Below are 26,585 nucleotides of genomic sequence, written 5' to 3'. Positions count from 1 at the left end.
GGTCAAGCCTATTGAGGAGGGCCCGTGACAGCAGGGCAGATCGCCGCGCTGGTGGCCGCAGGGGCGTTCGTGCTGCTGGTAGTGCTGATGGGCATCGTGCTGGTCAAGCTCGGCCGCACGCTCGACGAGGCCACCATCGCCATCCGCAAGGCCCACGAGAACAGCGACCCGCTCTTCTCCGGCGCGAACACGACCCTGACCCACGTCAACACCCAGCTCGAACGGGTGGACGGGATCACCGCCAACGCCCAGGCCGTCACCGGCAACGTCTCGGCGCTGGCCTCGGTCTTCACCGCCACCCTCGGCGGTCCGCTGGTCAAGGCCGCCGCGCTGTCCTACGGCGTCAGCAAGGCCATCCGGGCCCGCCGCAAGGCCAAGGCCGGGGTCGAGGGCAAGCACTCGTCCGGCCGCCGCCGCGCCGTCCGCCGCGGGGGGCGCTCATGAGGCGGCTGTTCTGGCTGGGCGTCGGTGTCGCTGCCGGGGTCGCCCTGTCCCGCAAGGCCCGTCGGACCGCCCACGCCGTCACCCCCGCCGGTATCGCGGGCAACCTCGGTGACGCCGTGCACGAGCTCGCCGGTGCCATCGGTGCCTTCGGCGCGGACGTGCGCGCGGGCATGGTCGAACGCGAAGAAGAACTGTCCGACGCGGTGGAGCGCCGGTCAGGCGTAACCCCAGGTCCCCGCCGCCGCGACGCGCGAGCGCGCAGGGCGGACGGCTGAGCCGTGCCCGCCGTCCGCCGCGCCGCACCAGACCGACCACTCGCGACAGAGGACCCCCAGTGCAGACCCACGAGATCTCAAGCCGCTTCCTGAACCACTTCACGCGCAACGGCCACACCCTCGTGCCCAGCGCGTCGCTGATCTTCGAAGACCCCAACCTGCTGTTCGTCAACGCGGGCATGGTGCAGTTCAAGCCGTACTTCCTCGGCCAGGCCCCGCCGCCGTACGACCGGGCCACGAGCGTGCAGAAGTGCGTGCGCACCGGGGACATCGACGAGGTCGGCAAGACCACCCGGCACAACACGTTCTTCCAGATGGCGGGCAACTTCTCCTTCGGCGACTACTTCAAGGCCGGGGCCATCGAGTTCGCCTGGTCGCTGATCACCAACGGCGTCACCGACGGCGGCTACGGCTTCGACCCCGACCGCCTGTGGGCCACCGTCTACGACGACGACGACGAGGCCTTCGAGCTGTGGCGCAAGATCGCCGGTCTGCCCGAAGAGCGCATCCAGCGCCGTGACGGCAAGGACAACTACTGGGACATGGGTGTGCCCGGTCCCGGTGGCCCCTGCTCGGAGATCTACTACGACCGCGGCCCCGAGCACGGCCGCGACGGCGGCCCGGTCGCGGACGAGGACCGGTACCTCGAGATCTGGAACCTCGTCTTCATGCAGGACGAGCGCGGCGAGCTCAGCCCCAAGGCCGGGCACAAGCCGATCGGCTCGCTGCCCACGAAGAACATCGACACCGGCATGGGCATCGAGCGCGTCGCCACCCTGCTGCAGGGTGTCGACAACGTCTACGAGACCGACCTGGTCCGCCCGGTCATCGGCAAGGCCGAGGAGATGTCCGGCCGCCGGTACGGCTCCGGCAGCCACGTCGACGACGTCCGCTTCCGGGTGATCGCCGACCACGCGCGCAGCGGCATGATGCTCATCGCCGACGGTGTCACCCCCGGCAACGAGGCCCGCGGTTACGTGCTGCGCCGCCTGCTGCGCCGCATCGTGCGTTCCGTGCGCCTCTTGGGCGTAACCGAGCCCGTCTTGGGCGAGTTCGCCGCCGTAGTGCGCGACACGATGTCGCCCTCGTACCCGGAACTGGCCTCGGACTTCCCGCGCATCGAATCGATCATGCGCAAGGAGGAAGAGACCTTCCTGTCCACCCTGGCCAGCGGGTCGCGCATCTTCGACCTCGCCGCCGACCAGCTGAAGTCCGAGGGGCACGCGCAGCTGCCCGGCGACAAGGCCTTCCAGCTGCACGACACCTACGGCTTCCCGATCGACCTCACCCTGGAGATGGCCGCCGAGAAGGGGCTGACCGTCGACGAGACGGGTTTCCGGGAGCTGATGGCCGAGCAGCGCGCCCGCGCCAAGGCCGACGCCGCCGCCCGCAAGACCGGCCACGGCGACCAGACGGTCTACCGCGACCTCCTCGCCCAGGGGGCCACGGAGTTTCTTGGCTACGAGACATTGTCCGCCGAGGCCACCGTGCGCGGGTTGGTGCGCGAAGGCGCCCGGGTCCGCCGTGCCGCCGAGGGCGAGATCGTCGAGGTCATCCTCGATCGGACCCCGCTGTACGCCGAGTCCGGTGGCCAGGAGAGCGACGCGGGCACCATCACCGGCCCCGGTGTCGAGCTGGAAGTGCTCGACGTGCAGAAGGTGGCCCGCAAGCTGTGGGTCCACCGGGTCCGGGTGCGCAGCGGCGAGATCGTCGAGGGGCTCAACGTCGAGGCCCTGGTCGACCCGGAGTGGCGTATCGGCGCCCGACAGGGCCACTCGGGCACCCACGTCGTGCACGCCGCTCTTAGGGAAGTTCTCGGCCCCACCGCGCTGCAGAGCGGCTCTTACAACAAGCCCGGCTACCTGAGGCTCGACTTCGCGTGGTCCGGTGCCTTGTCGTCGGACACCCGTAGTGAGATCGAAGAGGTCTCCAACCTCGCTGTGCGCAAAGACCTGCCGGTAAAGGTCGTCTACACCGACATGGGCGGTGCGCAGGAGTTGGGCGCCGTTGCCCTCTTCGGCGAGACCTACGACGAAACGGTCCGCGTCGTCGAGATCGGCGGCCCCTGGTCGCGCGAACTGTGCGGTGGCACGCACGTGGAGCACTCGTCGCAGATCGGCCCGATCACCTTGATCGGCGAGTCGTCGGTGGGCTCCGGCAGCCGCCGCCTCGAGGCCTACGTCGGCATGGACGCCATGCGCTACCTGGCCAAGGAACGCGCGCTCGTGCAGAACCTCGCCACGCTGCTCAAGGTCCCCGGCGACGAGGTCCCGGCCCGGGTCGAGGCCCTGGTCGACCGGCTGCGCGGTGCCGAGAAGGAACTGGAGAAGCTGCGCGCGGGGCAGTTGCTGTCGTCGGCGGGCACGCTCGCCGACAAGGCCGAGGACGTCGACGGGACCGCTCTCGTCGCCCTCCAGGTCCCGGACGGCGTGGGCGGCAACGACCTGCGCTCGCTGGCCGTCGAGGTCCGCAACCGCCTTGGTTCGCGTTCCGGCGTAGTGGCGCTGTTCTCCACCGACGGTGACAAGGTGGCTTTCGTGGTCGCCACCACCGCCACCGCCCGCGACAACGGCATCGCCGCGGGCAAACTCGTGCCTTCTTTTGTCTCGGCCATCGAAGGACGCGGCGGCGGCAAGCCGGACATGGCGCAGGGCGGCGGCGCCAACCCGGGTGGTGTCGCCGAGGCGGTGACCGCGCTCCGCAAGGCGCTGACCAGCGCATGAACGCCAAACCCGACCGGCCGGGGGCCGACGACCCGGGGCGTGGCCGCAGGCTCGCCGTGGACGTCGGCTCCGTCCGCGTCGGGGTCGCAGTGAGCGATCCGACTCCCGTTTTGGCCACTCCCCTCGTTACGCTGTCCCGCGACGAGCGGTCGGGCAGCGACCTCGACCGGCTCACCGAGCTCGTCGCCGAGCACGAGGTGGTCGAAGTGGTGGTCGGATTGCCCAGGACGCTCGCGGCGCGGCACGGCGCCGCCGCTGACGGTGCCGTCGCCTATGCCACCGAGTTGGCCCGCCGGATCACCCCGATCCCGGTGCGGCTCGCCGACGAGCGGCTGACCACGGTGTCCGCGTCGCGGATGCTCAGTGCGCGCGGGGTCCGCGGCAAGCGCCAACGCGCCGTCGTCGATCAGGCCGCGGCTGTGGAGATCCTGCAGTCCTGGCTCGACGCCCGGTCGGCTGCGCTCGCACGATCTGCGGAGGCGGAATGATGACCGACGACGAGCTGGGGTTCTTCGAGGAGCAGGAAGAAGGCGGCAAGCCGCGCAAGGACCGCAGGCGGGTCAAGCTCGCGGTCTTCGGCCTGGTCGTGCTCGCCCTCATCGGCGGGGGCGTCTGGTACGGGTGGCGGCAGCTGTCCGGCATCGGCGACTACGACGACTTCCAGGGCGCGGGCGAGACCGACATCGTGGTGGAGGTCAAGGGCGGCGACAGCACGGGTGCCATCGCCAACCGGCTCAAGGACGACGGGGTCGTCGCCAGCTCCCGCGCGTTCGTCGCGGCGTCGGAGGACGACAACCGCGTGCGCTCTGTGCAACCGGGCTACTACGTCATGCGCACCAAGATCTCCGGCAAGGACGCCGTCACCCGCATCGTCAACCCGACCTCGCGCGTGGGCAACCTGCAGATCAAGGCGGGCACCCAGTTCGACGACATCACCAACGGCACCGCGGTGACCCCCGGGGTGTACTCCCTCATCTCGAAGGCCAGCTGCGCGAACCTCAACGGCAAGCAGACCTGCGTCTCGGTCGAGGACCTGCGCAAGACGGTCGAGACGGCCAACCTGAGCGCGCTCGGCGTGCCCGAGTGGGCCATCCCGGACGCGAGCAACTCGCCGGAACCCAAGCGCAGGCTCGAAGGCCTGATCATGCCGGACGTCTACGAGGTCAAGCCGGGCACGTCCGCGGAGGAAGTGCTGAAGAAGCTCGTCGCCGACTCCTCGGCGCGGTTGCAGAGCGTGGGCATGCCCGCACTGGCCGACGCCACCGGCTTCACGCCGTACCAGCTGCTGGTCATGGGGTCGCTGGTGCAGCGCGAGGCCATCGTCGGCGACTTCGGCAAGGTCTCCCGGGTGACGTACAACCGGCTCGCCAAGGGCATGAAGCTGGAATACGACTCCACGGTCAACTACGTGCTCGACCGGCCCTCGATCATGACCAAGCCGGAGGACCGCGCGAAGGCGGGCCCGTACAACACCTACGCCAACACCGGTCTGCCGCCGACGCCGATCGCCGCGGTCAGCCGCGAGGCGCTGGAAGCGGCGGCCAAGCCCGTCGACGGCACGTGGGTGTTCTTCGTCCGCTGCCAGAAGGACGGCACCTCCTGCTTCGCGAACACGTTGGAAGAGCACCAGGCGAACGTGGCGCTGGCCGAAAAGAACGATGCCTACTGACCGGCGCAGGGCGGCCGTCCTCGGCTCGCCCGTGGCGCACTCGCTGTCCCCGGTCCTGCACAGCGCCGCCTACGCCGCGCTCGGCCTGGAGTGGTCCTACGACCGCGTCGAGTGCGACGAGCAGCGGTTGCCCGGGTTCGTCGCGGACCTGGGGGAGGAGTGGGTGGGGCTGTCGGTGACCATGCCCGGCAAGCGCGCGGCCTTGGCGGTCGCCTCCTCGGTGTCCTCGCGCGCGGAGGCGGTGGGGGCGGCCAACACGCTGGTCCGCGGTGCGGACGGGTGGTTCGCGGACTGCACGGACATCGATGGCGTGGTTGGCGCACTACGGGCCACGGGGTTCGCGGATGGCGTTAATGGCGTCATCTTGGGTGCTGGTGGGACTGCGTGCGCTGCCTTGGCAGCGTTCGCGGAGTTGGGCATCGAGTCGGCGACGGTGGTGGTCCGTGATCCGGCGCGGGCCGTGGACGCCGTGGAGTGCGCGGAGAAGTCGGCTTTGCCGCTGGAAGTCCTGCGCTTGTCGGACGTGGATCTCGCCCGTCTCGCCGTGGCCTCTTCCGTCCTGGTCAACACCGTGCCGCCCGCGGCGACCGCTCCGCTGGCCCGGGAGTTGTCCACAACCCCGCACCTGCTGGACGTCATCTACCACCCCTGGCCCACGCCGCTGGCCGAGGCCGTGACGGCGGCGGGCGGCCGGGTGGCCACGGGCCTCGACATGCTGCTCCACCAGGCGTTCGGCCAGGTCACCCACTTCACCGGCGCCCCCGCCCCCCGCGCCGCCATGCGCTCGGCGCTGCGCGAGGCCACCGGCGCGCTCCACGACCTACCGCTGTAAGCACACCTCGCCAATCCTGTCAAACACTCCATCCCCACCGCATTGAGCGACTGCCGCCCTCCCCTTTGCTCGCCTAACCTGGAAAGCGAGCAAAGGAGATCTCAGTGCCACTCCCCAAAACCCTTCCTCTTCTCTCCACTTCGGACTCCAGGACCTGTTGTCGCGCAAGTCAACCCGCCCAAGTAGCCAGGTCGGGCACACCCGCAGGCGCTCCGACGGCCTTTCCCTGTCCGAATCGCCCCGCCATAAACATCCCTGCCCCCAACGCATCCACTCCCGACACCATCAACCCCGCGTCACCCGCTGTGCCCACCTCTTTCCGTCGTCGCGTGCCACGGCCGCGCGGTATCCCGCTGCCATTCCGCGACCTTCCACTCCGTCCCGCTCAACCCGATCCCCAGGCGCCACAACCACATCCCGCGCCTCCGGGCCGGAGTCCCGGTCGCCTTCGGGAATTCCTTCGACGCACGTTGGCGGCGAGATCTGCCCGTTGGGCCGGTCCTCGCCTGTTCTGGCCCGTCGCGCTGTTCTTGGTGCTCGCGGGCAACGTCCTGCCCGTTCAGCTACCGGTGCTCGTCTTCCTGGGCGGAGTCGTCGGGTTCGCGATCGGTGCGGCCACAAGGGTTCTCGCCGCCCGCCTCCACCCGGAGACCGCCGTGCCTGCCGGTTGGTGTGAGTACCCGGCGGTGGTTCTCTGGTCGGCCACCGCCGCGTGCGCACACCTGATCCCGTCGTGGTGGTTGCCGCCGGTCCTGTTGCTCGTCACTCTCGCCGTGCCCCTCACTGCCATCGACCTCCGCCACCGCAGACTGCCCGACTTCCTGACCCTCCCCGCGATCCCGCTCGCCCTGCTGCTCCTCACCTACGCGGCCATCGCGGGCCCAGGTCTCACCCTGCTCCGCGACGCCGTCATCGGAAGCCTGGCCTTCGCAGGATTCCACGCACTGGCCCACTACCTGTCCCCTTCCGCCCTCGGCTTCGGCGACGTCAAGCTCTCCCTGTCCCTCGGTGCCATGCTGGGAGCCGCAGGCCCATGGGCGCTGCTCCTCGCCCCCGGCATCGCCGCGATCATCACGCTCACCCTCTACCCGGGCTGGGGCCGATCCATCCCACACGGCCCTGGTCTACTCGCCGCGACCTACGCGCTGGTCTTACCCGCGTACCTGTGAGCGCCTAGGACCGGCCTGCGGCGCCCGTCCACGAAAATCCGCCTCGCCTGCGACAGGCACGCACTCGGTTCGAGCCTGCCGACACCGCAACGTGGTCGAACGCTCCAAGAACAGATTCGACCAGTTCGGGACCCTGTCCACCAGCCACGCCAAACGCGCCGCTTGCTATCGGGTGCGGGGCATGAGTCGACCGGTGAGCAATGGCGGGTGATCGAGCTCTTGCTTCCCGTTCCGGGAGGCAAGTGACGGCCTCGGGGTAAGGTCCGCCAGGTCAGCAACGAGATGCTGTTCAAGGCGAAGGCCAAGGCTAGGCGCTGCGGCTAGGCCGTGTCCTGCGGATCTTTGTCGTGATCGTGTGTGGATGATGGGGTGTGGTCGGACGTGGTGAGTTGACGGACAAGGCGTGGGCGGTGATCGCGCCGTTGTTGCCCGCGCAGAGCGGGCGGCGTGGTGGCCGGTGGCGTAGTCACCGGCAGGTGATCGACGCGATCCTGTGGAAGGAACGCACCGGTGCGCCGTGGCGTGACCTGCCGGAACGGTATGGGCCGTGGAAGACCGCGCACGAGCGGTTGCGGAAGTGGACCGTGGACGGGACCTGGGATCGGATCCTGGAGCACGTGATCGTCAAAGACGACTCCCTCGGAACGCTGGAGGACAACGTCGCGTTCGTGGTCAGCGTCGATTCCACCAGTGTCCGGGCGCACCAGCACGCCGCCGGTGCCCGGAAAAAGGGGGCTGCGCGGACTGGATCGAGGACCTCGCCGTCGACGGGGAATGTCTCGGACGTTCCCGAGGCGGACTGAGCACCAAGCTCCACCTGGCGGTCGACGCCGCGGGTCTGCCACTGGCGGTGATCCTGACGCCAGGCCAGGCCGGGGACAACCCGCAGCTGTTGCCGCTGCTCGGCGATATCCACACCATCGACGTCGATGGGCGGCGGGTGCGGGTCGGGAGGGTGATCGCCGACAAGGCCTACACCCACCCGAGCACCCGCACCGCGTTACGGCAGCGGCGGGTCAAGGCCACCATCCCTGAACGCGTCGATCAGATCGCTCGCCGCAAGGCCAAGGGCTCGGCCGGTGGCAGACCACCGGCCTTCGACCCCGACCTCTACAAGCTCCGCAACGTCGTCGAACGCTGTTTCAACCGCCTCAAACAATTCCGCGGCCTGGCCACCAGATACGCGAAACGAGCCGCCTACCACCGCGCCGAGATGATCCTCGCCTGCATCGTCCTTCACCTCCGATGAAGATCCACAGGACACGACCTAGGCCGTGTTTCAGATGTGGATCTTGGGTGTGGTGGTGTCCGGGATGTGGAGAGGTCTTCGGTAGACGGGTAAGCGACCGAGCGAGCCTGTACCACCGGAGACCTCGTGACCGGCGTGGTGGTAACGGTCCGGGCTCGATCACCCGTGTCCATGACCATGGCGCCCGGGGCGAGGAATAGAGGGCTCTGCGGGTCGAGCCACTCGACACCCCGGCAGGTGGGAGCGAACCGGACGGTCATGCGCTGGGCAGGGCGCGTGGCGGGTGGACCAGCACGCCGCACCTGGCGTGTGAGCAGGGGCGCACGCCGTTGTCGTTGCTGCTCGCCGCCGGGCGCCGCGGTGACAGCCCGCAGTTCACTGCTGTGATCGAGGGCATCCGGGTGTCCTGTTCCGGCGGCGGCCGTCCCGGGACCCGGCCCGGTCGGGTGCTCGCGGTCAAGGCCTGCTCCTCTCTCGCGAACAGGTCCTGCCTGCGCCGACGGGGCATCAGGGCCACGATCGCCCAACCCCGCGACCAAGCCGCCCACCGCAAGAACAAAGGCTCCTCCGGTGGGCGCCCGCCCGCGTTCGACACCGAGACATACCAACAACACCACACCGTGGAATGCGGCATCGACCTGCTCACACAACACCGGGCCATCGCCACCCGCTACGACAAGACCCCGGTTCGTTCCACGCCATGGTCGACCTGTGGCCACCCTCGCGCTCGGGCCTTGGAGACAGGCACCGGCACGCGGTAGGCGGTGCTTCTGACCCCGGGTGTGCCGGGACCACCGGTTCGACCGGCTTTCCGGAGGCCGGTGCCCTGGAATCGCTTCGTCGATCGAGCATCGGCGCGGTCGTGACGTCGCTGGGCAAGGAGGGATCGCGGGGTGGCAAGTCTGCTGAGCTGCTCAAGTTCGGAGAGTGGAATGGACCGGTCCGGGGAGCGGACATGTCGAGGTCGTCAAGGTCACGCCGGGCGCCGGGGAGGTGTGCCCTCATGACAGGATCAGGAGGTGCTGCGTTGGATAACCGCTGGAGAGTCACACGGCCCCGCGTTGGTCGCCGTGCTGGAGGGCATGGTGGCGGGCGTGGAGGTCACGACCGACGACCTCAACGCCCAGTTGGCCAGGCGCAGGCTCGGCTTCGGCCGCAGCCCCCGGATGGGATTCGAGACGGATGCGGTCGAGTTCCTCGGCGGGGTCCGCCACGGCCTGACCCAGGGTGGACCGGTCGCGGTGCGGATCGAGAACGCCGAGTGGCCCAAGTGGGAGCGGGTCATGTCCCCCGACCCGGTAGACCCGGCCGAACTCGCCGAGCTCGGGCGCAACGAGCCGCTGACCCGGCCCCGGCCCGGCCACGCCGACCTCGCGGGCATGCAGAAGTACGGCTTCGACGAGGCCCGCCCGGTCCTCGAGCGGGCCAGCGCCCGCGAGACCGCGGGTCGGACCGCGCTGGGCACCGTCGCCCGGGCGTTCCTGCGGCAGCTCCTCGGCGTCGAGGTCATCAGCCACGTGATTTCCATCGGCGGCGCGGTGGCCCCGGAAGGACCGCTCCCCGGTCCCGAGGACCTCGCCGCGATCGACGAGAGCCCGGTGCGGGCCTTCGGGCAGGTGGGCACCGACGCGATGGTCGCCGAGGTCGAGGCCGTCAAAAAAGCCGGTGACACGGTCGGCGGGGTCATCGAGGTCATCGCCTACGGGCTGCCGCCGGGCTTGGGCTCGCACGTGCACTGGGACCGCAGGCTCGACGCGCGGCTGGCCGGGGCGCTGATGGGCGTGCAGGCGATGAAGGGCGTCGAGATCGGCGACGGGTTCACCACCGCCCAGCGGTGGGGCAGCCAGGCGCACGACGAGATCGACCGGGCCGAGGGCACGCTGACCGGCGTCACCCGGCGGACCAACCGCGCGGGTGGACTGGAGGGCGGCATCACCAACGGCGAGCCGCTGCGGGTTCGGGTCGCCATGAAGCCGATCTCCACGGTGCCGCGCGCACTGTCCACTGTGGATGTTGTGACCGGTGAGCCCGCGGTCGCCATCCACCAGCGCTCGGACGTCTGCGCCGTGCCCCGCGCCGGGGTGGTGCTGGAGTCGGTGGTGGCGCTGGTGCTGGCCGAGACCGCGCTGGAGAAGTTCGGCGGCGACTCCATCGCCGAGAGCAAGCGCAACGTCGAGGGCTACCTCGACGCCGTGCGGAACCGCTGGTGAGCCCGGTCGCGGTCGTGGTCGGCCCGCCGGGGGCGGGGAAGACGACCATCGGCGAGGCGTTGGCCGCGGCGCTCGGTGTCGGGTTCCGCGACACCGACGCCGACGTCGTCGCGACCGCGGGCAAGCCGGTGACCGACATCTTCACCGAGGACGGCGAACCCGCGTTCCGCGCCTTGGAGGCCGCTGCCGTGGCCACCGCGCTGGCCGAGCACGACGGCGTGCTCGCGCTCGGCGGCGGCTCAGTGCTGGCCGACTCGACGCGGGCGCTGCTGGCCGCGCACACCGTGGTCTTCCTCAACGTCGGGCTGGCCGAGGGCGTTCGACGCACCGGGCTGTCCACGGCGCGGCCGCTGCTCGCCGGGGTCAACCCGCGGGCCACCTTCAAGGAGTTGCTGGACGCGCGCCTGCCGCTCTACCGGGAGATCGCGACCGTCGAGGTACCGACCGACTCCGCGACGCCGGAGGAGATCGTCGACCACATCGTCGGCGCCCTCCGGGCCGCGCCACACCAGACACCGCGGCCGAACCAGTGACCGCCGCACCGGAGGGAACCCCGTGACCGAGCAGCCGAGCCGCATCAGGGTCGCTACCGGACAGCCGTACGACGTCGTGATCGGCCGTGGCCTGCTCGACGAGCTGGTCGAGGCGGTGCGCGGCTCGTCCAAGGTGGCCATCGTGCACACGCCGACGCTGGCGGCCACGGCGCAGGCGACGCGGGACGAGCTGACCGGCGCCGGGATCGACGCGCACACCGTCGAGATCCCCGACGCCGAGGACGGCAAGGCGCTGTCGGTGGCCGCGTTCTGCTGGGAAGTGCTCGGCCGCATGGGCATGGACCGGCAGGGGACCGTCGTCGCGCTGGGCGGCGGCGCGGTGACGGACCTGGCGGGCTTCGTGGCCGCCACCTGGATGCGCGGCATCCGGCTGGTCAACGTGCCGACCACGCTGCTGGGCATGGTCGACGCGGCGGTCGGCGGCAAGACCGGCATCAACACCGACGCGGGCAAGAACCTCGTCGGGGCCATCCACGAGCCCTCCGCCGTCCTGGTCGACCTCGCCACCCTCGCCACCCTGCCCCGCAACGAGCTCGTCGCGGGCATGGCCGAGGTGGTCAAGGGCGGCTTCATCGGCGACCCGGTCATCCTCGACCTCATCGAGGCCGACCCCGAGGCCGCGCTCGACCCGGCTGGTCCGGTGCTGCCCGAGCTGATCCGGCGCAAGATCCAGGTCAAGGCCGACGTCGTGGCCTCCGACCTGCGCGAGGCCAACCTGCGCGAAACGCTCAACTACGGCCACACCCTCGCCCACGCCATCGAGCGCCGCGAGCGCTACCGGTGGCGCCACGGCGCGGCCGTGAGCGTCGGCATGGTCTTCGTCGCCGAACTCGCCCGGCTCGCGGGTAGGCTCGATGACGCCACCGCCGACCGGCACCGCTCGATCCTGACCTCGATCGGGCTGCCGGTCACCTACGACCCCGACGCCCTGCCGCAGCTCATCGAGACCATGCTGGGCGACAAGAAGACCAAGTCCGGCGTCCTGCGCTTCGTCGTCCTCGACGGGCTCGCCAAGCCTGCCCGGCTCGAAGGGCCCGACCCGGCGCTGCTGGCCGCCGCCTACTCCGCCGTCGCCGCCGACGGCAAGCAGTCCGGGGGTGTCCTGCTGTGAAGGTCCTCGTCCTCAACGGCCCCAACCTCGGCAGGCTCGGCAGCCGCGAGCCGGTCATCTACGGCAGCACCACCTACGCCCAGCTCGTCGAGCTCTGCCAGGAGACCGGTCGCGAGCTGGGGCTGGAGGTCGAGGTCCGACAGACCGACCACGAGGGCGAGATGCTCGGCTGGCTGCACGAGGCCGCCGACAGCACCACCCCCGTCGTGCTCAACGCGGGTGCCTGGACGCACTACTCGATCGCCGTCCGGGACGCCGCCGCGCAACTCACCGCGCCCCTGGTGGAGGTGCACATCTCGAACGTCCACCAGCGCGAGGAGTTCCGGCACCACAGCTTCATCTCGGCCATCGCCGCGGGCGTCATCGTCGGTCTCGGCGTCGACGGCTACGACTTGGCTCTGCGCTGGGTGGCCAAGAACGCGGGATAGGCGCGATACCCGCCGCTCGTCGGTTCGACGGCTGAGCCCTGCGCCGACGTCGAAGCAGACCTCGGTTGTCGGTGTCCACGTCCGCGCGCGTGGCGGTTGAACTCGGCCATGGCGCGGCCTCGGTTGGCGACCGGGTACCAGCTCACCGAGGGTGAGCACACCCGGATTCGAGGCGGTCAGGGGCTCTGGATCGGTTCACCCGATCGTGTTGCGCCCGGCTCACCCGTTCGGCCGTGTTGCGGTGTGGTCGGTGATGCGGACCCGCGCTCGACGGTGGGCGCCGGTGTCAGACCGCGTTGCGGCGGCGCGGGGACGGCGCCTGCCGCGCGGGGGTGGCGGCGGGCGGGTCTTCGTCGTCGGCCGGGAGTTCGCGCAGGGCCAGGCGGGGGCCGACGAGGAGGCCCAGTCCAGCCGGGACCAGGACCAGCAGGGCGGTGAACGCGGCGCCGCCCGTCAGGGCCTGGCCGAGGGCGCTCACCCCGGTCTGGTCGACGAACACCGCGCGCCCGACGACGCCGAGCACGGCGGCGCCCCACCCGGCGACTAAGGCCGCGATCACCCAGGCCCGGCCCCGGTCGACGACCCCGCGCCACCCGTCGACCGCGGCCCACACCGCCGCGACACCGACCAGGGCGCCCAGCACCAGGGCCTCGAGCCCGTGCCACCCGACCGGGTCGGCGGCCTTCAAAGCGGCGACGGCCACGGCCGATCCCGCGTGCACCACCGCCAACGCCGCGCCGCGCACCAGCCACGTCTGCATTACTCCAGCGTAGGCCCCGGAACCCGGTTGCCGGGCCGGAAGCCGGGCGACGGTACACTTCCCGCCGGAGTAGCGGTCGCCGTCTGGCCGGGTGTCGTCACGCCCGCCTCCCACCGACCCACGAAGCAGCCCATGGTCGTCGAGGGATCCCGCGCGGGTCCGCCGGACGACCACGCCCGGACAACAGGAGATCCCCCCAGTGGCCTCGACCAACGACCTGAAGAACGGCCTGGTGCTCAACCTCGAGGGCCAGCTCTGGACCGTCGTCGAGTTCCAGCACGTCAAGCCCGGCAAGGGTCCGGCCTTCGTGCGGACGAAGCTCAAGCACGTGATGACGGGCAAGGTCGTCGACAAGACGTTCAACGCGGGCGTCAAGGTCGAGACGGCCACCGTCGACCGCCGCGAGATGACCTACCTCTACAACGACGGCGCCGAGTTCTACTTCATGGACGGCGAGTCCTACGAGCAGATCGGCATCAACGCCGAGACCGTGGGCGAGCAGTCCCGGTTCCTGCTGGAGAACGGCACCGCCGTGGTCTCCTCGCACGAGGGCGTGCCGCTGTTCATCGAGCTGCCGACCTCCGTCGAGCTGATCATCGAGCACACCGACCCCGGCCTGCAGGGCGACCGCTCCACCGGCGGCACCAAGCCCGCGCGGCTCGAGACCGGCGCGGAGATCCAGGTCCCGCTGTTCGTCACCACCGGCGAGAAGGTCAAGGTCGACACGCGCGACGGTCGCTACCTCGGCCGGGTCAACAACTGACGTGGGTGCTCGCAGCAAAGCCCGCAAGCGGGCGGTGGACCTCCTCTTCGAGGCCGCCGTCCGCGGCGCCGACCCGGTCACGCTCCTGGCCGACCGGGTCGGTTCCCCCGACGTCCCCCCGGTCAACGACTACACGGTGACCCTGGTCGAGGGCGTGAGCGCGAACCGCGCCCGCATCGACGAACTGCTCACCGAACACGCCGAGGGCTGGACCCTGGCCCGCATGCCCGCCGTGGACCTGGCCGTGCTCCGCCTCGGGCTGTACGAGATCCTCTGGGCCGCCGACGTCCCCGACGCCGTGGCCATCGACGAGGCCGTCCAGCTGGCCAAATCCCTCTCCACCGACGACTCCCCGCGGTTCGTCAACGGCGTTCTCGGCCGCATCGCGGGCATCGCCGACCGCCTCCGCGCCACCCTCTAGCCCCCGCGGCGCCGATTCACCCGATCCAGCGACGGCGTGTTGGCCCGCAGCGCACCCGGCGCGGACCTCCGCCCCGCTACGGTTTTCCCACTGCCCCGTCCGACCTGTGAAGACCCCCCTTGGATCAATGATCCCCCACAGGCCGGGCGGGTCAGCCCATTTCTCGGGCCGGATACCCCCGGCACATCACCCTGCCGTTCACTGACCCGGCCGCGCCTCGACGCCCCGAAACCCTTCGCGCGGTGAGCGCCAACCACTTCCCCAGGCTCTGGCAAGCCGCCCCGAATCCACGCGGTCCCCGCGACCACGCCGACGAGCTGTATCGCCCGGCGGCGGCCTCGTTGACCTGCGTGTGCGGCGGTTTGACGTCGTATAACTACCGGGCCGATCGGCGGCCGGCTAGCAGGTGCGAACCACCGCGCAGGTCAGCGAACTGGGTGGCGCGGCAGCACAGTGGTGTTCCCCGGGCGTTCGGTGATCCGCTGGTGATGGAGATCCATCAGCGCACCCGGTTCAAGCTGCCGCGGCTACCGCCGAACCCACTTCCCCAGGCTCCGGCAAGCCGCCCCGAATCCACGCAGCCCCCACCCATCCCGGGGGGTCGGCCCTGCTCCAGCCTACCGGTGGTGGGGGTGCGGGGGGCCCGGGTGTGGTGGGGTGTGGATGCGGCGGCGGTATGTGGACAACCGCGAAAATCGCAGGTCAGGGCCGGTTTTGCGGGGTGCGGGGTGGTGGGGGCGTACGAAAAACACCCGACCGGGCAGTATCCCCGTCTGCCTGGTCGGGTGTCGGGAGGCCGAACCTAGTCCTCCTTGGACGGGCGCGCCTCGGGGGGCAGCACGCCCCAGTCGATCAGCTGCTCGGTGAGCTCGCCCGGGGTCATGTCGTAGATGATCGCCAGGGAGCGGAGGTCCTCGGTGCGGATCGAGAGGACCTTGCCGTTGTAGTCGCCGCGCTGGCTCTGGATGGTGGCGGCGTACCGGGCGAGCGGCCCGACCTTCTCGGCGGGCAGCTGTTGCAGCCGCTCGAGGTTGATGACGATCTTGGTGGCGGGCTCGGCGCCGGACGGGACGCGGCCCTCGGGGAGGAGTTCCACCACCGGCACGCCGTAGAAGTCCGCGAGCTCGGCCAGCTTCTGTACGGTCACGGCCCGGTCGCCCCGCTCGTACGAGCCGACCACGACGGCCTTCCAGCGGCCACCGGACTTCTGCTCGACGCCGTGCAGCGACAGCCCTTGCTGCTGGCGGATGGCGCGGAGCTTGGCCCCCAACGCCTTGGCGTAGTCGCCCATGCGGCGGTTCTCCATTCGTTCGCCCCGACGGCGCTAAGGACTGCCGCGGGTATCCTCACTTCAACACGCTGAGTAATGGTTACCCAGAGTTGTCACCAGGTCAAGCCGGTCCGGCCCACGGGTCCCGGCAAAGCGACGCACACCACCCGCCTGGCCCCGCCCACTCGCCTGGTACGGTCGGGTCGACCCCAGGTCAGAGGGGTCGCTAGACACCTTTAATGACCCGTCCGGTGAGGCGGGGAAGGAGTCCGAAGTGCCGCCGCGACATCGTGGCGCGCCGGAACCGGCGGAGCGGCGCGAGCTGTTGTCCGCCGGTGACGTGGCGCGCACCATCGCCCGAATGGCCCATCAGGTCATCGAGAAGACCTCGCTCGGCGCGTCCGACGCGGGCCCGGTCGTGTTGCTGGGCATCCCGACCAGGGGAGCCCCGCTGGCCCACCGCCTCGCCCGCCGCGTGGCCGAGTTCAGCGGCGTGGAGGTCGGCGTCGGCACCCTCGACGTGACGCTCTACCGCGACGACCTCCGGCGCAAACCCACCCGCCCGCTCGGCGAGACCGAGCTGCCCGTCGGCGGCATCGAGAACGCGCTGGTCATCCTCGTCGACGACGTCCTGTTCTCCGGCCGCACCATCCGCGCCGCGCTCGACGCCCTGCGCGACGCGGGCGGTCGCCCGCGCGCCGTGCAGCTGGCCGTGCTGGTCGACCGCGGCCACCGCGAACTGCCCATCCGCGCCGACTACGTGGGCAAGAACGTGCCCACCGCGCGCTCCGAGGAGGTCCACGTCCTGTTGAGCGAGACCGACGACCGCGACGCGGTCCTGCTGAACCGGGCGGGGGAGGGCGCGTGAAGCACCTGCTGGGCACCGACGGGCTCGACCCGGACACCGCGCGGGTCATCCTCGACACCGCCGAGGGCCTGAAGAAGACGCTGCTGGGCCGCGAGGTCAAGAAGCTGCCGACGCTGCGAGGCCGCACCGTCATCACCCTGTTCTACGAGGACTCCACCCGCACCCGGGTCTCGTTCGAGATCGCGGGCAAGTGGATGAGCGCGGACGTGGTGAACGTCTCCGCCAAGGGGTCCTCGGTCAAGAAGGGCGAGTCCCTGCGCGACACCGCGCTGACGCTGGCCGCCGCGGGCGCGGACTGCGTCATCGTGCGGCACCCGGCCTCCGGCGCCGCGCACCGGCTCGCGTCGTGGCTCTCGCACACCAACACCAGCGTGGTCAACGCGGGCGACGGCACGCACGAGCACCCCACGCAGGCGCTGCTGGACATGGCGACCCTGCGGGAGCGGCTCGGCGGCGTCGAGGGCAGGCGGATCGCGATCGTCGGCGACGTGCTGCACAGCCGCGTCGCCCGGTCGAACGTGCACCTGCTCACCTCCTTCGGCGCCGAGGTCGTCCTGGTCGCCCCGCCCACGCTGCTGCCCACCGCCGTCGGCGACTGGCCGGTCGGCGCGGCGGGCTCGCTGGTGGTCTCGCACGACCTCGACCCCGAGCTGCCCACCCTGGACGCGGTGATGCTGCTGCGGGTGCAGGCCGAGCGCATGCACGGCGGGTTCTTCCCGTCCGCCCGCGAGTACTCCATCGCCTACGGCCTCAACGAGGCCCGCGCGTCCCTGCTGCCCGAGCACGCCGTGGTCCTGCACCCCGGTCCGATGCTGCGCGGCATGGAGATCTCCCACGCGGTCGCCGACTCGGCCCGCGCCGCCATCACCGAGCAGGTCACCAACGGGGTGCACGTGCGGATGGCCGTCCTGTACCACCTGCTGGCCGGAGAGGAAGACGCCGCATGAGCACGACCGTCATCCGCGGCGCCAAGCCCTACGGCGAAGGCGACCCCGTCGACATCGAGATCCGCGACGGCGTGATCACCGCGATCGGCACCGGCCTGGACACCGGCGGCGCCGAGGTCATCGACGCGGGCGGGCTCGTCGCCCTGCCCGGCTTCGTCGACCTGCACACGCACCTGCGCGAGCCGGGCCGCGAGGACACCGAGACCATCGAGACCGGGTCCCGGGCCGCCGCGCTCGGCGGCTACACGGCCGTGTTCGCCATGGCCAACACCGACCCGGTCGCCGACAACGCCGTGGTCGTCGAGCACGTGTGGCGCCGGGGTCGCGAGGTCGGCCTGGTCGACGTGCACCCGGTCGGCGCGGTCACCGTCGGCCTCAAGGGCGAGCAACTCGCCGAACTCGGCACCATGGCCCGCTCCGCCGCGCGCGTGCGGGTGTTCTCCGACGACGGCCTCTGCGTCGCCGACCCGCTGGTCATGCGCCGGGCCCTGGAGTACACCCGGGCGCTGGACGCGGTCATCGCCCAGCACGCCGAGGAGCCCCGGCTCACCGTCGGCGCCCAGGCGCACGAGGGCGAGCTGGCCGCGCGGCTGGGCCTGGCGGGCTGGCCCGCGGTCGCCGAGGAGGCCATCGTGGCCCGCGACTGCCTGCTGGCCAAGCACGTCGGCGCGCGGCTGCACGTCTGCCACGTCTCCACCGCGGGCACCGCCGACGTGCTGCGCTGGGCCAAGGAGCGCGGCACCCGGGTCTCCGCGGAGGTCACCCCGCACCACCTGCTGCTCGACGACGAGCGGCTCAACACTTACGACCCGGTGAACAAGGTCAACCCGCCGCTGCGCACCGCGTCGGACGCCAAGGCGCTGCGGGAAGCGCTCGCGGCGGGCACGCTGGACTGCGTGGCCACCGACCACGCCCCGCACGCCGCGCAGGACAAGGACTGCGAGTGGTCCGCCGCCCGCCCCGGCATGCTCGGCCTGCAGACCGCGCTGCCGATCGTGGTGGCGACCATGGTCGAGCCCGGGCTGCTGGACTGGCGCGGTGTGGCGCGGGTGATGAGCGAGCGCCCCGCCGAGATCGGTGGGCTGCCCGACCAGGGCCGCCCCATCGCGGTGGGCGAGCCCGCGACCCTGACCCTGGTCGACCCGGCGGGCCGCTGGACCGTGCGCGGCGCCGAACTGGCCAGCATCGCCGCGAACACCCCGTACGAGGGCATGGACCTGCCCGGCACGGTGGTGCTGACCCTGCTGCGCGGCGAGGTCACCGCCCGGGACGGGAAGGCGACCGCGTGAACCGGCTCAGCCTGACGCTGCTGTTCGTCGCGGTGTTCCTGCTGCTGGTCGCGCTCATGTGGTGGGGTTACCGCAACCGTGCCCGCCGCCAGGCGAAGGTGCTGCCCGCGCTGCCCACGGCCCCGGAAGACCTCCTGGCCAGTGTGCGGTCGGGGGCCGCGGAGACCGTGCTGCCACCCAGCACGGGCGTCTACGCCAGCACGGTGACCGGCGCGAGCTGGCAGGACCGGGTCGCGGTCGGCGACGTCGGCTTCCGCGCCGACGCCACCGCCCACCTGCTGGCCGACGGCCTGCTCTTCGACCGCACCGGCGCCACTCCCGTGTGGATCCCCGCCGGGTCGGTGCGGGCCGCGCGGACCGAGGCCGGGATCGCCGGGAAGGTGATGGGCCGCGACGGCCTGCTCGTGGTCCGCTGGGCGGTCGGCGAGCAGGAGTTCGACACCGGCTTCCGCGCCGACGACAAGGACGACTACGAGCGGTGGGTGCCCGCCCTGCGCGCCCTCTGCTCGAACCAGACCGGAGAAGGACACGACGGTGAGTGAGACAACAACCAGGACGGCCGCCGCGCTGGTCCTCGAAGACGGCAGGGTGTTCCGCGGCGAGGCGTTCGGCGCGACCGGCGCCACCTTCGGCGAGGTCGTGTTCTGCACGGCCATGACCGGCTACCAGGAGACCCTGACCGACCCCTCGTACCACCGGCAGATCGTGGTGGCCACGGCCCCGCAGATCGGCAACACCGGCTGGAACGACGAGGACGACGAGTCCGCCCGCGTCTGGGTCTCCGGCTACGTCGTGCGCGACCCCGCCCGGATCCCCTCCAACTGGCGCGCCACCCGCTCCCTCGACGACGAGCTGGTCGCCCAGGGCGTGGTCGGCATCAGCGGTGTCGACACCCGCTCGTTGACCCGCCACCTGCGCGAGCGCGGCGCCATGCGCGCGGGCGTGTTCTCCGGCGACGCCCTGGTCACGCCCGAGGCGATGGTCGCGCGCGTGCTCGAGAGCCCGCAGATGCTGGGCGCGGAGCTGGCCAGCGAGGTCAGCACCAAGCAGACCTACGTGGTGCCCGCCGACGGCGAGCGCCGGTTCCGGGTCGCCGCGCTGGACCTGGGCATCAAGTCGAACACCCCGCGGATGCTGGCCGCGCGCGGCATCGAGACGCACGTGCTGCCCGCCACAAGCTCCCTCGACGACCTGCTCGCGGTCGAGGCCGACGGCGTGTTCCTGTCCAACGGTCCCGGCGACCCGGCCACCACCGACCACGCCGTCGCGCTCACCAGGGGCGTGCTCGAGCGGCGGATCCCGCTGTTCGGCATCTGCTTCGGCAACCAGATCCTGGGCCGCGCCCTGGGCCTGGGCACCTACAAGCTGCGCTACGGCCACCGCGGCATCAACATCCCGGTCATCGACGTGGCCACCCGCGCGGTCGCGATCACCGCGCAGAACCACGGCTTCGCCCTCGAGGGCGAGCCCGGCAAGGACTTCGACAGCCCGTTCGGCCGGGCCACGGTCAGCCACTACTGCCCCAACGACGGCTGCGTCGAGGGCGTGCGGGCGCTGGAGGTCCCGGCCTTCTCCGTGCAGTACCACCCGGAGGCCGCCGCCGGTCCGCACGACGCGGCGAACCTGTTCGACCAGTTCGTGACCTTGATGGAAGGTAAGTAGATGCCCAAGCGGGACGACATCAAGCACGTGCTGGTGATCGGCTCCGGGCCGATCGTGATCGGTCAGGCGTGCGAGTTCGACTACTCCGGCACCCAGGCCTGCCGCGTGCTGCGCGAGGAGGGCCTGCGGGTCAGCCTGGTCAACTCCAACCCGGCGACGATCATGACCGACCCGGAGTTCGCCGACGCCACCTACATCGAGCCGATCACCCCCGACTTCGTCGAGAAGGTCATCGCCGCCGAGCGCCCGGACGCGATCCTGGCGACCCTGGGCGGGCAGACCGCGCTCAACACCGCCGTCGCCCTGCACGAGCGCGGCGTGCTGCAGAAGTACGGCGTGGAGCTGATCGGCGCGGACATCGACGCCATCCAGCGCGGCGAGGACCGGCAGAAGTTCAAGGACATCGTCGCCGACATCGGCGGCGAGACCCCGCGCAGCCGGGTCTGCCACTCCATGGACGAGATCCGCGAGACCGTCGCCGAGCTGGGCCTGCCGGTCGTCATCCGACCGTCGTTCACCATGGGCGGCCTCGGCTCGGGCATGGCCTACACCCACGAGCAGCTCGAGCGCCTCGCCTCCACCGGTCTCGCCGAGAGCCCGGTCACCGAGGTGCTCATCGAGGAGAGCGTGCTCGGGTGGAAGGAGTACGAGCTCGAGCTGATGCGCGACAAGCGCGACAACGTCGTGGTCATCTGCTCGATCGAGAACATCGACCCGATGGGCGTGCACACCGGCGACTCGGTGACCGTCGCCCCGGCGATGACCCTGACCGACCGCGAGTACCAGCACATGCGCGACGTCGGCATCGACGTGCTGCGCGCGGTCGGCGTGGACACCGGCGGCTGCAACATCCAGTTCGCCATCCACCCGCAGACCGGCCGCATGGTCGTCATCGAGATGAACCCGCGCGTGTCCCGCTCCAGCGCGCTCGCCTCGAAGGCCACCGGCTTCCCGATCGCCAAGATCGCCGCCAAGCTGGCCATCGGCTACACCCTCGACGAGATCCGCAACGACATCACCGGCGAGACCCCCGCGTCCTTCGAGCCGACGCTGGACTACGTCGTGGTCAAGGTGCCGCGGTTCGCCTTCGAGAAGTTCCCCGGTGCCGACCCGACGCTGACCACGACGATGAAGTCCGTCGGCGAGGCCATGTCGATCGGCCGCAACTTCGTCGAGGCGCTGGGCAAGGCGCTGCGCTCGATGGAGACCAAGGCGGGCGGCTTCTGGACCACGGCGGACCCGGCGGTCGTCACGCTGGAGTCGACGCTGGAGGCGCTGCGCTTCGGGCACGACGGCAGGCTCTACACCCTCGAACGCGCGCTGCGCATGGGTGCCACCGTGCAGCAGGCGCACGACGCCTCCGGCATCGACCCGTGGTTCATCGACCAGATCGCGTCGCTGGTCCAGCTGCGCGGCGAGATCGAGAACGCGCCCGTGCTCGACGAGCCGCTGCTGCGCCGCGCCAAGCGCTCGGGCCTGTCCGACCGCCAGGTCGCCGCGCTGCGCCCCGAACTGGCGGGTGAGGACGGGGTGCGCAGCCTGCGCCACCGCCTCGGCGTGCGGCCGGTCTACAAGACCGTCGACACCTGCGCGGCCGAGTTCGCCGCCAAGACGCCGTACCACTACTCGGCCTACGAGCTCGACCCCGAGGCCGAGACCGAGATCACCCCGCAGCGCGAGCGCCCCAAGGTGCTCATCCTGGGTTCCGGCCCGAACCGCATCGGGCAGGGCATCGAGTTCGACTACTCGTGCGTGCACGCGGCCATGGCGCTGCGCGCGGCCGGGTACGAGACGGTGATGGTCAACTGCAACCCGGAGACGGTCTCCACCGACTACGACACCTCCGACCGGCTCTACTTCGAGCCGCTGACCTTCGAGGACGTCCTCGAGGTCGTGCACGCCGAGCAGACCTCCGGCACCGTCGCGGGCGTCATCGTGCAGCTCGGCGGCCAGACCCCGCTCGGTCTGGCCCGGCGGCTGGCCGAGGTCGGCGTGCCGATCGTGGGCACCCCGCCGGAGGCCATCCACCTGGCCGAGGACCGCGGCGCGTTCGGCGAGGTGCTCACCGGCGCGGGGCTGCCCGCGCCGAAGTACGGCACCGCGACCTCGTTCGTCGGCGCCAAGCGCATCGCCGACGAGATCGGCTACCCGGTGCTGGTCCGCCCGTCCTACGTGCTCGGCGGGCGCGGCATGGAGATCGTCTACGACGAGGCCACCCTGGCCGGCTACATCGAGCGCGCCACCGAGGTCAGCCCCGAGCACCCGGTGCTGGTCGACCGGTTCCTCGACGACGCCATCGAGATCGACGTCGACGCGCTGTGCGACGGCACCGAGGTCTACCTCGGCGGCGTGATGGAGCACATCGAGGAGGCGGGCATCCACTCCGGCGACTCGTCCTGCGCGCTGCCGCCGATCACCCTGGGCCGCACCGACCTGGAGGCCGTGCGCCGCTCCACCGAGGCCATCGCCTTCGGCATCGGCGTGCGCGGCCTGCTCAACGTGCAGTACGCGCTCAAGGACGACGTCCTCTACGTGCTGGAGGCCAACCCGCGGGCCAGCCGCACCGTGCCGTTCGTGTCCAAGGCCACGGCCGCGCCGCTGGCCAAGGCCGCGGCCCGGATCATGCTCGGCGCGACCATCGCCGACCTGCGCGGCGAGGGCCTGCTCCCGGCCACCGGCGACGGCGCCGAACTCCCGGCGGGCGCGCCGGTCGCGGTCAAGGAGGCGGTCCTGCCCTTCCACCGCTTCCGCACCCCCGAGGGCCAGGGCGTCGACTCGCTGCTCGGCCCGGAGATGAAGTCGACCGGCGAGGTCATGGGCATCGACGCCTCGTTCGGCAAGGCGTTCGCCAAGTCGCAGACCGCCTCCTACGGCTCCCTGCCCACCAGCGGTCGGGTGTTCGTCTCGGTCGCCAACCGGGACAAGCGGGCCATGGTGTTCCCGGTCAAGCGGCTCGCCGACCTGGGCTTCGAGGTCCTCGCGACCTCCGGCACCGCCGAGGTGCTGCGCCGCAACGGCATCCCGTGCACGGTCGTGCGCAAGCACTTCGAGGGCGACGACAACATCGTCGACCTCATCCGCGACGGCGGTGTCGAGATGGTCATCAACACCCCGTACGGCAACCACGGGCCCCGCGTCGACGGCTACGAGATCCGCACCGCCGCCGTCTCCCGCGACATCCCGTGCGTCACCACCATCCAGGGCGCCGCGGCGGCCGTGCACGGCATCGAGGCGCTGATCCGCGACGACATCGGCGTCCAGCCGTTGCAGGCGTTGCAAGAGGCCCTGCGCGCGGACTGGGCGGCTCGGTCGTGACCGCGTCCTTCGGGGCCCGGCTCAGCGCGGCGGTCGGCGCGCGCGGACCGCTGTGCGTGGGCATCGACCCGCACCCGGGGCTGCTCGACCAGTGGGGCCTGCCCCGCGACGCGAGCGGGCTGGAGCGGTTCGCGCTGACCTGCGTGGAGGCGCTGGCCGGGGACGTGTCGGTGCTCAAGCCGCAGTCGGCGTTCTTCGAGGCGTACGGCTCGAAGGGCGTCGCCGTGCTGGAGCGGGTCATCGCCGACGCGCGGTCGGCGGGCGCGCTGGTGCTGCTCGACGTCAAGCGCGGCGACATCGGCTCGACCATGGCCGCGTACGCGCAGGCGTACCTGTCCGACGGGTCCCCGCTGGCCGCCGACGCGGTCACCGTGTCGCCTTACCTGGGGTTCGGCTCGCTGGACCCGGCGCTGGCCGAGGCCGAGCGCACCGGCCGGGGCGTGTTCGTCCTCGCCCTGACCTCCAACCCCGAGGGCGCGACCGTGCAGCGGGCCGCCGTCGACGGCCGCAGCGTCGCGCAGACCGTGGTCGACCAAGCGGCCTCCCGCAACGCGGGCGCGGCCCCACTGGGCTCCGTCGGCCTCGTGGTGGGCGCTACGGTATCTCGTACGGATCTTGACCTTTCCGGCCTCAACGGGCCCATCCTGGCCCCCGGGCTGGGTGCCCAGGGCGCCGGACCGGCCGACCTGGCGCGGGTCTTCGGCCCCGCGCTGCCGCACGTGCTGCCCACCAGCTCCCGCGACGTGCTGCGCCACGGCCCCGACCCGGCCGCACTGCGCACCGCCGCCCTCCGCGTCCGCGACGACCTCGCGGCCGCGGTGAGCTGAGCAAGAACCCCCGGGAACACCACACCGACCGGCTGGCGGGACCCCCGCCGGCCGGTCGCGTTCCCACCGCCTGCCCGGTCGGCGAGCGCTCATCGATCGGACACAATCTCGAGCAGATCTCGCGGAGATAACCCCACCGAAACTCACCCCGGAACGGCATCGATTCCCGACCGATTCCGACGCTGAAATCCGCCACCGAAGTGCCCGCCGGGTATCTCGGTGGCTTCGGCGTGCCCTGCGCACGCGTCCCCGCAGGTGAACCGGCAGGTGAACGCGCGTGTGACGGCGTTGGTCTGTCCGGGTGCGTTGCGCGGCCCGGGAGAGTGGCGGAGGTGACACTTTCGCCGATCGTCGGCGATCGATCGCGCTGCGTGATGCCGAGAGTGACGGCAGCCACTGGGCTATACTCCCAGGTCAAGGGACACGAGATCACGCGTTGTTGATCAACTTCGGCGGGTCGGTCACGATCCGCACACGATGGACCCGCGTTGTCCCAGCAGGCCAGGGGTCGGTAACGTCGCGGCACCGATCCGGAAGAAATCCCACCCCACGGAGGAAATCGTGGCCCTTCCCCAGCTGACCGAGGAGCAGCGGGCCGCAGCGCTGGAGAAGGCGGCTGCCGCCCGTCGCGCCCGAGCCGAGCTCAAGGAGCGTCTGAAGCGTGGCGGCACCACCCTCAAGGACGTGCTGACCCTGTCTGACAACGACGAGGTCCTGGGCAAGATGAAGGTCACCGCGCTGCTGGAGGCCCTGCCGGGCGTCGGCAAAGTGCGTGCCCAGCAGATCATCGAGCGCCTGGAGATCGCGCCGAGCAGGCGCCTGCGCGGCCTCGGCGAGCGCCAGCGCAAGGCGCTGATCGCCGAGTTCAGCGTCGAGTGACCGAGCGGTCTCATGGCCGGGGGCCGGGGTCGGACGTGGTCGTCCGGTCCCGGCTCACGGTCGTTTCCGGCCCGTCCGGGGTCGGCAAGTCGAGCGTGGTCGCCGAACTGCGCCTGCTGCACCCGGACGTCTACTTCAGCGTGTCGGCGACCACCCGGCCACCGCGGCCGGGCGAGGTCGACGGCATGCACTACCACTTCGTCGACCACGCCGAGTTCGAGCGCATGGTCGAGGCGGGCGAGCTGCTGGAGCACGCGGAGTACGCGGGCAACCACTACGGCACCCCGCGCGGCCCCGTCGAGGTCGCCCTCGCCGAGGGCAGGCCCGCGGTGCTGGAGATCGAGCTGCAGGGGGCCCGCCAGGTGCGCCGGGCCATGCCCGAGGCCTTCCTGGTCATGCTGGTGCCGCCGACCTGGGAGACCTTGGTCTCCCGGCTGACCGGTCGCGGCACCGAGGACGAGGACGTGGTGGCCCGCAGGTTGGCCGTGGCCAAGGACGAGCTGGCCGCCGAGGCCGAGTTCGACGCGGTCGTGGTGAACGCCGATGTGCGGACCGCCGCCGAGGAGTTGCTAACCTGGGTACTTCCCGGCACCTCGACCCGGGACACCACGAACCAGGAGTATCGCGAGTGATCACCCCCACCGAGCTGGGCGCCCTGGGCGAGCCGACCACGGTTCTCGAAGGCATCACCAACCCGCCGATCGACGACCTGCTCGACAAGGTCTCGTCGAAGTACGCGCTGGTCATCTACGCGGCCAAGCGCGCCCGTCAGATCAACGACTACTACGCGCAGCTCGGCGAGGGCCTGCTGGAGTACGTCGGCCCGCTGGTGGAGCCCGGTCCCCGGGAGAAGCCGCTGTCGATCGCGCTGCGCGAGATCCACTCCGGTCTGCTCGAGCACACCGAGGGCGAGTGACCGC

The 26,585-nt window shown here is 71.2% G+C and carries 25 protein-coding genes and 1 pseudogene; 24 read left to right on the top strand and 2 right to left on the bottom strand.

All coding sequences use genetic code 11. The features are described 5' to 3' along the window. Positions 1-24: 24 nt before the first annotated feature. The 12 genes and pseudogenes from CLV40_RS29710 to aroQ all read left to right on the top strand — a co-directional run bounded on the left by CLV40_RS29710 (position 25) and on the right by aroQ (position 12,664). Entirely contained in the window at positions 25-444 is a 420-nt protein-coding gene (locus CLV40_RS29710) for a DUF948 domain-containing protein (protein ID WP_104482319.1), read from the top strand. After that, a complete protein-coding gene (locus CLV40_RS29705) occupies positions 441-719 on the top strand; it encodes a hypothetical protein (RefSeq protein WP_104482318.1) in 279 nt (92 codons plus the stop codon). The genes CLV40_RS29710 and CLV40_RS29705 overlap by 4 nt, the downstream gene beginning before the upstream one ends. 59 nt (positions 720-778) lie before the next feature. After that, positions 779-3,442, top strand: a complete 2,664-nt coding sequence (alaS, locus tag CLV40_RS29700) for an alanine--tRNA ligase (RefSeq protein WP_104482317.1) — start codon at positions 779-781, stop codon at positions 3,440-3,442. Further along, entirely contained in the window at positions 3,439-3,930 is a 492-nt protein-coding gene (gene ruvX, locus CLV40_RS29695) for a Holliday junction resolvase RuvX (protein ID WP_104482316.1), read from the top strand. Before alaS ends, ruvX begins: the two co-directional genes overlap by 4 nt. Continuing rightward, the gene (gene mltG / locus CLV40_RS29690) at positions 3,930-5,111 is read left to right on the top strand and encodes an endolytic transglycosylase MltG (RefSeq protein WP_104482315.1); all 1,182 of its coding nucleotides are present in this window, start codon (positions 3,930-3,932) and stop codon (positions 5,109-5,111) included. The genes ruvX and mltG overlap by 1 nt, the downstream gene beginning before the upstream one ends. Continuing rightward, entirely contained in the window at positions 5,101-5,943 is an 843-nt protein-coding gene (locus tag CLV40_RS29685; RefSeq protein ID WP_104482314.1) for a shikimate dehydrogenase, read from the top strand. The genes mltG and CLV40_RS29685 overlap by 11 nt, the downstream gene beginning before the upstream one ends. Before the next feature lie 533 nt (positions 5,944-6,476). Continuing rightward, complete coding sequence (locus CLV40_RS38440) at positions 6,477-7,112, top strand: prepilin peptidase (protein ID WP_181043812.1); 636 nt, start codon at positions 6,477-6,479, stop codon at positions 7,110-7,112. Between the two features lie 371 nt (positions 7,113-7,483). Next, positions 7,484-8,361, top strand: a pseudogene (locus tag CLV40_RS29675) (IS5 family transposase). 1,019 nt (positions 8,362-9,380) lie between these two features. After that, positions 9,381-10,571: a chorismate synthase gene (gene aroC, locus CLV40_RS29665; RefSeq protein WP_104482311.1), complete on the top strand. Its 1,191-nt coding sequence runs from the start codon at positions 9,381-9,383 to the stop codon at positions 10,569-10,571. Next, positions 10,568-11,104 (top strand): shikimate kinase, encoded by a 537-nt coding sequence (locus CLV40_RS29660; RefSeq protein ID WP_181043810.1) that lies wholly within the window; start codon positions 10,568-10,570, stop codon positions 11,102-11,104. Before aroC ends, CLV40_RS29660 begins: the two co-directional genes overlap by 4 nt. A 22-nt stretch (positions 11,105-11,126) precedes the next feature. Next, entirely contained in the window at positions 11,127-12,236 is a 1,110-nt protein-coding gene (gene aroB, locus CLV40_RS29655) for a 3-dehydroquinate synthase (RefSeq protein WP_104482309.1), read from the top strand. After that, positions 12,233-12,664 (top strand): type II 3-dehydroquinate dehydratase, encoded by a 432-nt coding sequence (aroQ, locus tag CLV40_RS29650; RefSeq protein ID WP_104482308.1) that lies wholly within the window; start codon positions 12,233-12,235, stop codon positions 12,662-12,664. Before aroB ends, aroQ begins: the two co-directional genes overlap by 4 nt. A gap of 286 nt (positions 12,665-12,950) precedes the next feature. Here aroQ and CLV40_RS29645 read toward each other — a convergent pair whose 3' ends face one another. Then, positions 12,951-13,424 carry a hypothetical protein gene (locus tag CLV40_RS29645; protein ID WP_245931647.1) on the bottom strand — a complete coding sequence of 158 codons (474 nt, stop codon included), beginning with the start codon at positions 13,422-13,424 and terminating at the stop codon, positions 12,951-12,953. A 199-nt stretch (positions 13,425-13,623) separates the two neighbouring features. Here CLV40_RS29645 and efp point away from each other — a divergent pair, with 199 nt between their 5' ends. After that, positions 13,624-14,187 carry an elongation factor P gene (gene efp / locus CLV40_RS29640; RefSeq protein ID WP_104482307.1) on the top strand — a complete coding sequence of 188 codons (564 nt, stop codon included), beginning with the start codon at positions 13,624-13,626 and terminating at the stop codon, positions 14,185-14,187. A gap of 1 nt (position 14,188) precedes the next feature. Continuing rightward, entirely contained in the window at positions 14,189-14,608 is a 420-nt protein-coding gene (gene nusB / locus CLV40_RS29635) for a transcription antitermination factor NusB (protein WP_104482306.1), read from the top strand. 802 nt (positions 14,609-15,410) lie between these two features. Here the strand turns inward: nusB and bldD are convergent. Then, positions 15,411-15,899 carry a transcriptional regulator BldD gene (bldD, locus tag CLV40_RS29630; RefSeq protein WP_018686187.1) on the bottom strand — a complete coding sequence of 163 codons (489 nt, stop codon included), beginning with the start codon at positions 15,897-15,899 and terminating at the stop codon, positions 15,411-15,413. Positions 15,900-16,152: 253 nt separating this feature from the next. Between bldD and pyrR the strand changes: the two genes are divergently transcribed. The 10 genes from pyrR (at position 16,153) to rpoZ (ending at position 26,581) form a co-directional block, all read left to right on the top strand. Then, positions 16,153-16,746, top strand: coding sequence for a bifunctional pyr operon transcriptional regulator/uracil phosphoribosyltransferase PyrR (pyrR, locus tag CLV40_RS29625; protein WP_104482305.1), 594 nt, complete (start codon positions 16,153-16,155; stop codon positions 16,744-16,746). Beyond that, complete coding sequence (locus CLV40_RS29620; RefSeq protein ID WP_104482304.1) at positions 16,743-17,693, top strand: aspartate carbamoyltransferase catalytic subunit; 951 nt, start codon at positions 16,743-16,745, stop codon at positions 17,691-17,693. The genes pyrR and CLV40_RS29620 overlap by 4 nt, the downstream gene beginning before the upstream one ends. Then, positions 17,690-18,982: a dihydroorotase gene (locus CLV40_RS29615; protein WP_104482303.1), complete on the top strand. Its 1,293-nt coding sequence runs from the start codon at positions 17,690-17,692 to the stop codon at positions 18,980-18,982. Before CLV40_RS29620 ends, CLV40_RS29615 begins: the two co-directional genes overlap by 4 nt. Beyond that, complete coding sequence (locus CLV40_RS29610) at positions 18,979-19,524, top strand: PH-like domain-containing protein (RefSeq protein WP_104482302.1); 546 nt, start codon at positions 18,979-18,981, stop codon at positions 19,522-19,524. Before CLV40_RS29615 ends, CLV40_RS29610 begins: the two co-directional genes overlap by 4 nt. Continuing rightward, positions 19,517-20,644, top strand: coding sequence for a glutamine-hydrolyzing carbamoyl-phosphate synthase small subunit (gene carA, locus CLV40_RS29605; protein ID WP_104482301.1), 1,128 nt, complete (start codon positions 19,517-19,519; stop codon positions 20,642-20,644). The genes CLV40_RS29610 and carA overlap by 8 nt, the downstream gene beginning before the upstream one ends. Beyond that, positions 20,645-23,959 (top strand): carbamoyl-phosphate synthase large subunit, encoded by a 3,315-nt coding sequence (gene carB / locus CLV40_RS29600; RefSeq protein ID WP_104482300.1) that lies wholly within the window; start codon positions 20,645-20,647, stop codon positions 23,957-23,959. Then, positions 23,956-24,786 (top strand): orotidine-5'-phosphate decarboxylase, encoded by an 831-nt coding sequence (gene pyrF, locus CLV40_RS29595; protein WP_104482299.1) that lies wholly within the window; start codon positions 23,956-23,958, stop codon positions 24,784-24,786. Before carB ends, pyrF begins: the two co-directional genes overlap by 4 nt. Before the next feature lie 561 nt (positions 24,787-25,347). Next, positions 25,348-25,665, top strand: a complete 318-nt coding sequence (gene mihF, locus CLV40_RS29590; RefSeq protein ID WP_104482298.1) for an integration host factor, actinobacterial type — start codon at positions 25,348-25,350, stop codon at positions 25,663-25,665. Continuing rightward, a complete protein-coding gene (gene gmk / locus CLV40_RS29585; RefSeq protein ID WP_104482297.1) occupies positions 25,662-26,297 on the top strand; it encodes a guanylate kinase in 636 nt (211 codons plus the stop codon). The genes mihF and gmk overlap by 4 nt, the downstream gene beginning before the upstream one ends. Next, positions 26,294-26,581 (top strand): DNA-directed RNA polymerase subunit omega, encoded by a 288-nt coding sequence (gene rpoZ, locus CLV40_RS29580; protein ID WP_104482296.1) that lies wholly within the window; start codon positions 26,294-26,296, stop codon positions 26,579-26,581. The genes gmk and rpoZ overlap by 4 nt, the downstream gene beginning before the upstream one ends. Positions 26,582-26,585: the final 4 nt, after the last annotated feature.

This window comes from Actinokineospora auranticolor (assembly GCF_002934265.1).
Taxonomy (GTDB): Bacteria; Actinomycetota; Actinomycetes; order Mycobacteriales; family Pseudonocardiaceae; genus Actinokineospora; species Actinokineospora auranticolor.
Note: the sequence above shows the minus strand (reverse complement) of the source record. Positions and strands in the feature narration are given on the sequence as shown.